Origin of the sequence: Paenibacillus sp. GXUN7292 (assembly GCF_050864975.1) — a bacterium.
In the GTDB taxonomy this organism is placed as follows: Bacteria; Bacillota; Bacilli; order Paenibacillales; family Paenibacillaceae; genus Pristimantibacillus.
In genome coordinates this window covers 1-10,950 of the sequence record NZ_JBOZWO010000077.1, presented here as the reverse complement: position 1 = coordinate 10,950, position 10,950 = coordinate 1, and the positions used below count along the sequence as shown (strand labels likewise).

At 46.1% G+C, this 10,950-nt stretch carries 11 protein-coding genes; 1 reads left to right on the top strand and 10 read right to left on the bottom strand.

Annotation, left to right across the window (positions count from 1 at the left end; genetic code table 11):
• Positions 1-840 precede the first annotated feature (840 nt).
• From ACRRU2_RS28085 to ACRRU2_RS28045, 9 genes are all read right to left on the bottom strand, one after another.
• The gene (locus ACRRU2_RS28085) at positions 841-990 is read right to left on the bottom strand and encodes a hypothetical protein (protein ID WP_432506728.1); all 150 of its coding nucleotides are present in this window, start codon (positions 988-990) and stop codon (positions 841-843) included.
• 19 nt (positions 991-1,009) lie between these two features.
• Entirely contained in the window at positions 1,010-2,065 is a 1,056-nt protein-coding gene (gene tsaD, locus ACRRU2_RS28080; protein WP_432506730.1) for a tRNA (adenosine(37)-N6)-threonylcarbamoyltransferase complex transferase subunit TsaD, read from the bottom strand.
• Positions 2,066-2,067: 2 nt separating this feature from the next.
• Positions 2,068-2,565 carry a ribosomal protein S18-alanine N-acetyltransferase gene (rimI, locus tag ACRRU2_RS28075; RefSeq protein ID WP_432506726.1) on the bottom strand — a complete coding sequence of 166 codons (498 nt, stop codon included), beginning with the start codon at positions 2,563-2,565 and terminating at the stop codon, positions 2,068-2,070.
• Positions 2,565-3,452, bottom strand: a complete 888-nt coding sequence (gene tsaB / locus ACRRU2_RS28070) for a tRNA (adenosine(37)-N6)-threonylcarbamoyltransferase complex dimerization subunit type 1 TsaB (RefSeq protein ID WP_432506724.1) — start codon at positions 3,450-3,452, stop codon at positions 2,565-2,567. The genes rimI and tsaB overlap by 1 nt, the downstream gene beginning before the upstream one ends.
• The gene (gene tsaE, locus ACRRU2_RS28065) at positions 3,436-3,939 is read right to left on the bottom strand and encodes a tRNA (adenosine(37)-N6)-threonylcarbamoyltransferase complex ATPase subunit type 1 TsaE (protein ID WP_331697962.1); all 504 of its coding nucleotides are present in this window, start codon (positions 3,937-3,939) and stop codon (positions 3,436-3,438) included. Before tsaE ends, tsaB begins: the two co-directional genes overlap by 17 nt.
• Before the next feature lie 12 nt (positions 3,940-3,951).
• Positions 3,952-5,016, bottom strand: a complete 1,065-nt coding sequence (gene thiL / locus ACRRU2_RS28060) for a thiamine-phosphate kinase (RefSeq protein WP_432506722.1) — start codon at positions 5,014-5,016, stop codon at positions 3,952-3,954.
• A gap of 225 nt (positions 5,017-5,241) precedes the next feature.
• Complete coding sequence (locus tag ACRRU2_RS28055) at positions 5,242-6,324, bottom strand: HD-GYP domain-containing protein (protein WP_432506720.1); 1,083 nt, start codon at positions 6,322-6,324, stop codon at positions 5,242-5,244.
• A 77-nt stretch (positions 6,325-6,401) separates the two neighbouring features.
• Positions 6,402-8,105, bottom strand: coding sequence for a histidine kinase N-terminal 7TM domain-containing diguanylate cyclase (locus ACRRU2_RS28050; RefSeq protein ID WP_432506718.1), 1,704 nt, complete (start codon positions 8,103-8,105; stop codon positions 6,402-6,404).
• A 23-nt stretch (positions 8,106-8,128) separates the two neighbouring features.
• Complete coding sequence (locus ACRRU2_RS28045) at positions 8,129-9,316, bottom strand: class I SAM-dependent methyltransferase (protein WP_432506716.1); 1,188 nt, start codon at positions 9,314-9,316, stop codon at positions 8,129-8,131.
• A gap of 252 nt (positions 9,317-9,568) precedes the next feature.
• On the opposite strand from ACRRU2_RS28045, the gene ACRRU2_RS28040 reads away from it, so the two are divergent.
• Positions 9,569-9,793: a DUF1128 domain-containing protein gene (locus ACRRU2_RS28040; RefSeq protein WP_432506714.1), complete on the top strand. Its 225-nt coding sequence runs from the start codon at positions 9,569-9,571 to the stop codon at positions 9,791-9,793.
• A 109-nt stretch (positions 9,794-9,902) separates the two neighbouring features.
• Here the strand turns inward: ACRRU2_RS28040 and ACRRU2_RS28035 are convergent, their stop codons facing one another.
• On the bottom strand, positions 9,903-10,346 hold the full coding sequence (locus ACRRU2_RS28035) for a hypothetical protein (RefSeq protein WP_331697968.1): 444 nt from the start codon (positions 10,344-10,346) through the stop codon (positions 9,903-9,905).
• Positions 10,347-10,950 lie beyond the last annotated feature (604 nt).

Below are 10,950 nucleotides of genomic sequence, written 5' to 3'. Positions count from 1 at the left end.
TTTCTGGTCTTCGCTAGATGGTCAGTCGTTTCGCTATTTGGCCCAAAACCGCAGTTTTGAGAAGGTAAAGTGACAGACGTTCCGCTATTGGTCAATAAATCGAAGAAAAAGTCCCATTTAGACACGATTAGCGGAATGTGTGTCCGCGTAATTAAAAAAACGGCAGTTTTTAGGCAAATAACGGAACGTGTGACCATGTACATTCATTTTGGGCAACATTTGATAAGCAAAAGAATAGGGGAACGGAGAGCAAGATTGGGACTGGAGAAGCGATAGCGGTCGTAAGCCCAAACTTGATCGAAGTGCCACCTCTTCAATTGCTTGTTGCATCATTCACAATGAATGGACAATCTCGCCAGCTTCGTTAGAAAAATACTTTTTAATCAGCCAGACAAAATCCACTTAGAAGAACCAAGACACCTATTTCAGCTCATTCACTAAGTAGAGGGACAACGATACTAACCTGCACTTGCGCCACTGTTTCATACCATTTTGACACTTTTAGTTCTAACGAAACTGAGATGCGCTATTTCCCCAAAAATGTCCCTTTTGAACTTGTAACGAATCCACATTGCGTTAACTGTGAACAAACCGCCATTTGGAGCCGCTTTTCGGTCCTATAAGGCTTCTCATCTTCGTTAGATTTTGAAAATAGCAAATTAAAGCCAAATAGCGCTGTCTGAATTCGTTAGCTTCTGCAACAATTCGTTACAGTTAACAAGCGCCAAACCGCCCCCATCTCGCGCAGCCAAACACGCAATATTCTGTTTCATGCATAAAAAAACGTATAATTTCATGCAGCCTGTGCACGAAATCATACGCTTTACTGTTACGTGTTATTTATAGCTTATGATCCTGTTGATTTTTCATATCTCGCTCTACAGCTTTTTGTACAGCTTCTTTCGTAAAATCACGCGGCGGGATTTTGGAATTGATATGCAGCAGAAGTAAAATAATAATAACTAACAGCATAATAAATATTATTTCCATCTCGCACAACACTCCTTTCCTATCCTTGCATTACCGACCATTCCTCTAATGATAATCCAGGCTCCGCCTTCATATCAAGCGATGTATATTGGCCTCTTGCAAGCTTAAGCTGCGCAGCAGCACCGATCATAGCCGCATTATCTGTACATAATGCCAACGGTGGAACGAGCAGCGGAACATTTGCAGCCGCACAGCTTTCTGCAAGCGCCGTCCGCAGCCCTTTATTGGCAGCTACTCCTCCGCAAAGCAGCAGCTGCTTAGAGCCGTACTGCTTCACTGCGCGCATCGCCTTAGTTACAAGCACATCTATTATAGAAAGCTGGAAGCCTTTCGCTACTGTCCCAGCGTCCAGCGGCTCAGCCTTCATGCTGGCCGTATTAATCGCGGCAAGCACAGCTGATTTTAGGCCGCTGAAGCTGAAGTCATAGCTTCCTTCCTCCAGCCAAGCTCTAGGCAGCGCAATAGCTGACTGCGCTTCTGCTGCCAGCCTGTCGATATGAGGTCCGCCTGGGTAAGGCAGCTTAAGTGCTCTAGCTACTTTATCGTAAGCTTCTCCCACTGCATCATCGCGCGTATGCCCAATAATATCGAAGACACCCTCAGACTCCATATGCACAAGCTCCGTATGTCCGCCAGACACTACCAAAGCCATGCAGGGATACTGAATATCATCGACAAGCTCATTGGCATAAATATGTCCTGCGATATGATGTGTGCCTATTAGCGGAATTTGCAGCGCCATCGCCAAGCTTTTAGCAGCAATGATGCCTACAAGCAGCGCCCCTACTAAACCGGGTCCTTGCGTAACTGCGATCGCGGATAAGTCCTGCATGCGATAGCCAGACTTTTTAACGGCTTCCTCCATAATGAGCGTAATCGTTTCTACATGCTTGCGAGAAGCGATTTCCGGCACTACTCCGCCAAAGCGTACATGCACATCTATTTGACTGCTGACCACATTCGATAAAATGTTTTTTCCGCCTTCAACAACAGCCGCAGAGGTTTCATCGCAGCTTGTTTCAATAGCCAGTATCAAATCTTTTTTGTTGGCTTCATTTCGATTCTCAGCTTGCATACTCACGGCTTCTTCTCTCCTATCTTCATCCGCTCTTGATCCAGCTCAGCCCACATTATGACGGCATCCTCATTGTTGTCAGAGTAATAATTGGGACGAATGCCCGACGCTTCAAAGCCATGCTTGGCATACAGCCTTTGCGCGACATCATTGGATACCCTCACCTCAAGCGTCATCCGCAATGCGCCGAAGCAGCTGGCTGTCTTCTTCATCTCTGTCAGCAGCAGATGACCAAACCCCATCCCGCGAAAGCCGCTGCGGATAGCAATATTAGTGACATGAGCTTCATCAATTATAATCCACATGCCGCCGTAACCGACAATCTCACCGGCATACTCTGCGATCATATATTTGGCAAACAAATTATTTACCAGCTCATTAAGAAAGGCTTCCGCTGTCCAAGGCTCAGTGAATGCCTCTTGCTCAATGACGGTAATTTGTTCAATATCGCTGGCTGTCATCGCTCGATAACGAAGCTTGCTTTTATCCAACTGCTCCATTATCGACCGCTCCGTTCCAGCGCATGCTTCTCTTTCAGCTTTACTTCCGCTTCCGTAAGCTGGGTATAATTTGGAGCAAACGAATGAATCTCCGCTCCCGTGCTGTACGGCAGTCCATCCGCCAGCTGCTTCCGGGCAAGCTCCGCGATCCAGCGCCCTTCCAGAGCATATGGCATAAGTGTGACCACTGTACCGCTGCTTATTAGCGCAGCCTCCGTCCGCAGACGGTTAGCCTGCTCCTCATGCATGGACAGATCGCCAACTACCCATATATGAATGGCTATGCCTCTCTTGCTTTCCTCTGCAAGCCTGCTGAGCATAACATCCACCCAATCCAGCATGAGCAGCACGCCATCCTCTTTCATACGGCTCCAGCTGCCATCGCTGTGACCGCTAAACGCCGCCCCGTAGATTTGCCCTCTGCGCGCATCCATCACTGGCAAAATCCAATGCTCTTCATTTTGTTTGGGCTTAACGATATGGATCGTTTGAGCAGATTCGCCTGCATCCGGCTGAATGGCCCGGGCAAGCCCCGATTGCCAGCCCCCATACGCAACAGCCTCCAGGCTCGATATGCCAATCAGCGGCTTGTCCCACACCCAAGCAAGCGTCTTTGCTGCTGTAACAGCAATTCTCATGCCTGTATAAGAGCCAGGTCCATGCCCGACAGCAATCACATCCAACTGCTCTTTATTTTTTTGGCTGCGCTCCAGCAGCTGCTGCAAATGTATGATCGCATTAACAGAATGATTTCTTTCAGCCAGCGACTGAATTTCAGCAAGCACTGCATTCCCTTGTGTAACCGCACAGGCAATTACAGCCGTAGAAGTATCTATTGCAAGCACTGTAAGGTCATGCTTCTTTCCTATGTTATCTATTTGTGTCATCGTTTCTTTCTCCCATCTGCTGTACCGCCAAGCACCAGTCCGTATAAGGCGCCCCGTGAGCTTTAAGCGCAATCTGCCTTTTATTTTCATCTAAATAGTGTATATACAGCTCCAGACGATTTTGCGGCAGCAGCTCCTCAATCAGACTGGCCCACTCTACAATCGTTACTCCCTTGCCAAAAAAATAATCATCCAGCCCCAGCTCGTCCGCTTCTTCCAGTGAAATTCTGTACACATCCATATGATAAAACGGGAGCTTAGTGCCCTCGTATTCTTTAATTATTGTAAAAGTTGGGCTATTTACATTGCCAGTCACGCCAAGCGACTCCGCAAAAGCCTTTGAAAAAGCAGTCTTCCCCGCACCGAGCTCGCCATCGAGTGCAATGACAGTGCCCGCTTCTGCCAAGCCCGCCAATTTTCGAGCCAGCTGCCTTGTCTCCTCTTCGGAATTAGCGATCCAAACCGTCTCTGCAACGATTTGCGTCATACTATCACCTGCTTATCCATTAAAATGATTATATCCCCGCTTCGCAAGCTTAATCCTTCTCTGGCCAGCCTGCGCTTGCTTCATCCTGCTCGTCAGCAGCTCAACCTCCGGCTCGCCTGCCTCTACAAACCCAATTATGTAAAAAGGCAAGCCTGCCTGCCTGAAACTTTCCGCGACATGATCAATCTGCACTCTATTCATCGTGCCTACCAGCATATAATCTTCCCCGCCGTACAATATCCATTGCAGCGGGTCTTGCTGCAGCTCCTTAGCATAAGCAATCAACTCGTCCGAGCAGACAAGCTGCTCCTCCTCAAGCACGATACGAACCCCGGAAGCTTCGGCAATTTCCCATGCCTCGCTAGCCAAGCCGTCGCTGACATCATTGAGCGCGCCACCGCCGCTTCGTTGGGCTTGCAGCAGAATGCGCCCTGCTGCAACGGACGGGCTGGGCCTTTGATGAGCCTCCGCCAGTGAAAATAAATATTGCTGCTCAGCTATATTTTTCTCAATGCGGCCAGACGACAAAGCATGCAGACCCGCTGCCGACTTGCCCAGCAGCCCGGTAACAAATACGGCATGGCCTGCCTGCGCGCTGGAACGCAGCAAAGCGGCCCCTGCCTCCACTGCACCAATAACAGTGACAGATAGAACGAGGTGCTCGGGCGCTGATGTCGTATCGCCGCCTACTATAGATAATTCATAACGATTCGCGCAGTCATAAATACCATTATATAGCTTGTGTATACGATCCGCACTATAAGTACTTGGTACACTGATAGATATCAAGGCATATAAAGGCACGCCGCCCATCGCCGCAATATCGCTCACACATGCTGCTACCGCCTTATATCCGACATCCTCATCCCGCATCGTGCGCTCGTTGAAGTGAATCTGCTCAACCATCGTATCAACTGATGCAACTAATTGCTTATCGCCAATCACATCTTCCGGCGCCCGGCTAATATCAAGCACTGCTGCATCATCGCCTATGCCATGCACAACACCGCGAAGCTTTTCATCCTCGGCGCGAGCACGATGATCCGTCCAATATGAAATACGTGCAAATTCATCCAATTTGTCCGGCTCCTTCGATTTATGGCTTCATTTCTATTCCCATTTCTCATTATTTTACCTTACTGTCTAGTATATTCAAAACAAATTTACATACAAGAAGAAACGCTTCAAATCCTTGGCTAATGATGTGCCGTAATGATACATATGTGCGATAACTTCTATATTATAAATAAAGCCTTCCTACTTACAGCTTGATCACTGTAAAATAGAAAGGCTTCTCTTTGTTTAAAGCTCTTTTGTAATCGTAATATGCGTTTCATTTTTCAGCTCGATTTCATATGGCGATTTCGGCTCGCTGCCATCCGCCTCCTTGATGACACGCACTTGCGGGCGATGCACGGCAAGCTCATTATTCTCGGTTACGACTACCGTCTGGCCTGTACTAAGCAGCAAAGTGGTGGAAACGGGATAAACAGATATATGGTTGCAAAACAGTTTAATTAATTCAAGCTCAAAATAAGTACCGCCTGCCGCAAATAAATATTCGATCGCTTCACTCGCGGTATAACGCTTGCGATATGGCCTTGGCGAAGTAAGTGCATCAAATGTATCGGCTAATCCGACAATTTGCGCATAAAGATGAATCTCATCCCTCTGCAGCTGCCGCGGATAACCAGAGCCATTAAAACGCTCATGATGCTGCAGCGCGCAATGAGCAGACACGATCGAAATATCATGATATTTTCTAAGAATATTAAAGCCTTCTTTGGGGTGAGTCTGCAGCAAGGCCCGCTCATCGGCGGTCAATGGGCCCTGTTTTTGCACTAGCTGCTTCGGTAGCTTGGTCATCCCTATATCAAACAATAATGCGCCGATGCCGAGCTCCTCCAGCTGATTACGATTCAAGCCCTTGGCGATGCCCATAATGCCTGCCAGCACGGCTACATTAAAGGAATGTTGAAATAAGTATGCGTCATTCGAATGAATCGTCGACAAGTTAACGAGCATAGTAGGTCTCGTAGCCAAATCCTGCATAATGCTGCCAAAGACGCGCCGAAAATTTTTTCCCATATCCGGCGCAATCGTACGGCCTTGAATGCCCGGGTCATCCTTGAACGCATTCATCGTTTTATAAATTTCATTAACAGCCTCTTTTCGAGTTTCATCCCGTATCGTATCTTCCGGAACGATATCCGCCGTTTTGCCGTCCTCAATAAATAAAAAATCGATACCTAAATTACGCAATCGTTCAATATAACGATCACTTAATTCTACGCCTTCGCCAAGCAGCACACTGCCATTTTCCTGAAATATCGTTCTGGCTACTATATCTCCAGGCATAACTCTATCGATTTGCATTCTTCTCACAGCTTTTCCCGCCTTTAAAAAGTAAAGCTTTTACTTACGTTTAATTATTTTATCAGAACATTAGATCAATGACTATCCTACTGCGCTGAATAACTGGTCGACGCCAGCTTGCGTTCTACTACCCGATTTCTTCCGCTGAATTTAGCTTCGTATAAAGCCGCATCTGCTTCATGAACGAGTTCACGCAGCAAAAGCTTGGAATCCGGCTGTACTAATAAGGTATGTTCGTCGATTGAAATGACACCCATGCTGATCGTCACGGACAGAAGCTCTGTACTGTTTTCCAGCATAATTGTGTTATTTTCTACTTGTCCTCTAATTTTATGCGCAATCTCCATCGCCTGCGCATGACTCGTGCGAGGTAAATATACCATAAACTCCTCGCCGCCATACCGCGCCAGCACATCTGCAGGGCGAAGCACGCTCCGAACTGCATCTACCGTACTGCAAAGAATCTCATCGCCAATTAAATGGCCGTAACTGTCATTAATCCGCTTGAAATGATCCAGATCAAAAATAAAAATAGAAAAAGGCACGCTGTACTTTTTGACCGCTATTTCATCCTCAAGCTGCTGCATGAGGTAGCGCCGATTGTAGCAGCCGGTCAATCCATCTGTAATTGCCATATATTCAAGCTTTTTGTTCGCCCGGTACAGCTCATCCTGTACGATCAGCAATTCTTTATTCCGCTCCTGCAGCAAAGTGTTTTGCCTGTTCGTCTCTTCCACCAGCTTGCGCATTTCAGTAATATTCTGGAATGTAATTACACGTCCTACTATTTTTTTGCGCGGATCGAGTATAGGTGCCGATTGCACAATAATATATCTCGTTTCGTCCATCTCCAGCTCCAATTGAAATTCTATTCGCTTCATTGGGCGCTTGCGCTGCTCGGCAAAATAATGGCCGAATTGAACCCTTGAGCCTAACTTCAATTGCGCAGCCAGTAAATCTTCGCTGAAAATATCTCCTATTCTCAGCCGAAGATAGGATTTTAGAACCCTGTTCATATCGATTACCATATTGTATTCATCCAGCACGATAATCCCCATGCTCATCGTATTCATCACATCGCGCTGGACGATTTGAATTATATCAAATACTCTGTTGCGGGTGACAGCAAAAACAATATAGCATGCTGCAACCGTGAGACCGATCGAAATGAATGGAATATAGCTGAGAAACAACTCTTTATACACGACATTGAGCAGCAGGTCGATTAAAGAAAAAGCCAGCAATGTCATCATGCCAATCATGGCCGTCTTGATCATCTGCCGATAACGGGGCGACTGCTCCTTCCTCATGCAATAAACCATTATAATAGAAGAGGCTAGCATGTACAGCAGCAGCTGTGCAATCATATACCAAAAAAGCGGGCCGCTATCGAGCTGCTTGCCGAATTCAGGCGCATGCTTAATCGACACGAATATGCCTTGCGGGTTCCATATAACAGCTGCTATAGAAGCAAGCGCCGGAAGCGCGAGCAATACAGCCCGGCCTTTTCGAAAAATATTGGTTCGACCCGTTAAATACAGTATAAAAATAAACCAGGCAAATCCCAGCATAGAAAGCCCTATATAGGAACAGACCAAATAAAACTTTTTATACAATATATCGCTGCTTGCCTGCAATGCAAACTGAGTCAGTGGCCACACCATAAAAACCATATGCAGCAGTAAATAAATACGATTTAACGCCGTGATAGAACTGGATGAGAATACATATACAAACAGCCCCAAAAGCACTAAAAACATACTTAGGTCAATCCAGATAATCCAATCCACTGCGGCTCACCCATTCGTCCCCGTTATTCATCCATTTCAGACTTAACGTCTTCAAACAGCATTTTTTCTAATGCCGGCGTAATATGGAGCAGCTCTTTGTATCGTAAATACTCCTGCCATTGGGCAGAAGCCTTCCCTTGCCGCTGGCTTCTAGTTGCTCTAATCATGATGTTTTTAGGGGTATGCTCGGCATCGATAAATTCAAGCATCTGCACCTTATAGCCAGCTACCTCAAGCAGCTGCCCTCTAGCTGCATCGGTTGCCAGAGCTGAAAATCTTTCCTTAAGCAAGCCATGCGACAGCAGAGGAGATAAAGCTTCGTTTTCAATTTGACGAAACAATTCATGCTGACAGCAAGGCACAGACATAATGACAGAAGCGCCCCAACGTACCGCTTTAGCAAGCGCAGCGTCAGTCGCAGTGTCGCAGGCATGCAGCGTAACGACCATATCGGCGCACTGCAGCTCCTCATAATCGGCGATATCGCCTACCAAAAATTTCAGCTTGTCGTAGCCAAGCTTGCGCGCCAGCTCCGAGCAAAAGGCAATAACATCGGCCTTTAAATCAAGCCCGATAATTGAAATTTCCCTGCCTTGCTGAACCGCAAGCAAATGGTACAGCGCGAACGTCAAATAGGATTTGCCGCAGCCAAAATCTACAATCGTAAGCGGGCGATCAGCTGGCAGTGCCGGCAATATATCCGACACCATCTCCAAAAACCGATTGATTTGGCGATATTTATCCTGCTTTTTCGCACGTACTGTTCCATCTGGCGCCATAATGCCCAGCTCGACCAGAAACGGAACAGCTGTGCCTTCCTCGAGCACGCGCTGCTTTTGACGATTATGCTGTAAATCTGTCTGCTGCACTTTACCTGCAGCTTTTTGCGAGCGCATCGCCGCCTTACCTTTCTTGCTCAGCAGCAGCTGAACCTCCTCTTGTCTAGTTTTAAATAGAACTTGACGGTAATTCTCTTCGATTAATGAGACAAGCTTACTGCTCGTCAGGCTTTTATCTACATTTTCATGCAGCACTTTATTATCAACGTGATATTCAAATTGAAAATGCAGCACATTTTTCAATAAAACGGCTCTTACGATCGTTTTTGAGGCTATACTGCCGTCTTTGCGGCGCGGCTGGCTTAAAGTCGCTTGCAGCAGCTCATCTTTCTCGACCCAGGTATGAATATATTGCTGCCACTGATCCGGCATGCATTCCCCTCTTTTCCACTTAATTAATCTATATTTAACATCGGTGTGCGATATCCTGCTATCCATCTATTGTAATACGAAACAAATTCATAATACCACTATATTTGCTAAACCCTTTAGAAGTTAAAATTGTTACACAAAGGCGAACGCTGCCGCTTCTCCCGTTCCAACCTCGCTCTTCCCAGGCATTTATGAGCATGGTCTATACAAAACATGGTACAATAATGGTCAAACACGATTGGAGGATTCGGAATGACTAATTTGCAAAACTACTCTTTGGAAAATGTAGAGTTTATGATCGACGCGATTAAAACGAAGCTGCGCATGGCTACTGCTGCGGCTATGCAGGCTTCCAGCTTTGACAGTGATAAATATGAGGACATAAAGGACTTGTATGATATTGTTTCGTCCAAGGACAGCTTCAGTATCAGCGAGGTAGAAGCGCTTGTATCTGAGCTGGGCAAGCTGCGCAAATAGATTGACGATTTGACCCCGGTCAACAAAAACACCCCTATGCGCACTGGACAAATTATTGCAATTACGTCCAGCCTGCGTATATAGGGGTGTGCTTTACTTGATCATTGGTTTAGCTTGACTCGCTCGTATTCGATTCCGTATCTGCTGCTTCAATATGAAGACGAATCGTAATCGCTTTATTTTCTCCACGCAAAAAATGGGCTGCCCGCTCCAGCTTCTCCGCCAGCTCAACACCGCTCAGTGTTGTATTCAACTGATAGGAAAAATGATCCTCACGCGTCTTGACGCTTTTCTCCTCACGAATTTGCCTGTCTTCTCTATATGCATATCCTTGCGGCTCATGAATAGGAATAAGCTTATCGGATTTGTTCACTACTCTTTCGTATATGCGAAGCTTTTTCAGCAGCATGTAGTATTGTGCAGAGTGCTTGAAATTCCACGCTTCCCGAATATCCTTCAAAGTATGGGTCAGCTTCCATCCTCTTAATTTTTCTACCTGCTCATCGGTATCCAGCTTTAAAAATTGTTCTAGCGGCATCATTTGCTCTGACATGGCAAAGCCCCCTCATTGAAAATAATCATTATTTGAATCACGCTGCATTCTGCGTATCAATGCTGTTATCTGCGGCTCATCGATAGACGGCTTCACTGTCCTTAGGACAGGGCGCGTTTACCGATGAATTATAAGAACAGTTTATAGAAAAAACTTATACATTCTTATAATTTCAAATAAAAGCGCTTACTCTTTATTCTTTAGAAAATACCATAATAGTTAGTAGATTACAATAAGTAGAAAAAAAATCTCCCGCCTCTTACATTTTCGGAAGCTAACGAATCTAGAAAGACTGTCAATTCAATGGGATATGACAACAAGAAATGGTAAACAAATGCTGCTACAAAGATTAAGTTTGAGCAGAGATCCGCTGTTGGGCATATGTCTGCTGTTGGGTATATGGCCGCTGTTGGGCATAGGTCTGCTGTTGGGTATATGGCCGCTGTTGGGCATATGTCTGCTGTTGGGTATATGGCCGCTGTTGGGCATAGGTCTGCTGTTGGTCATACGTTCCGCTATTCGCCTTAAAACCGCCATTTTTTCAATTTCGCGGTCACACATTCCGCTATTCGGGGTTATAATAGGCTTTTTCTATGATTTATGG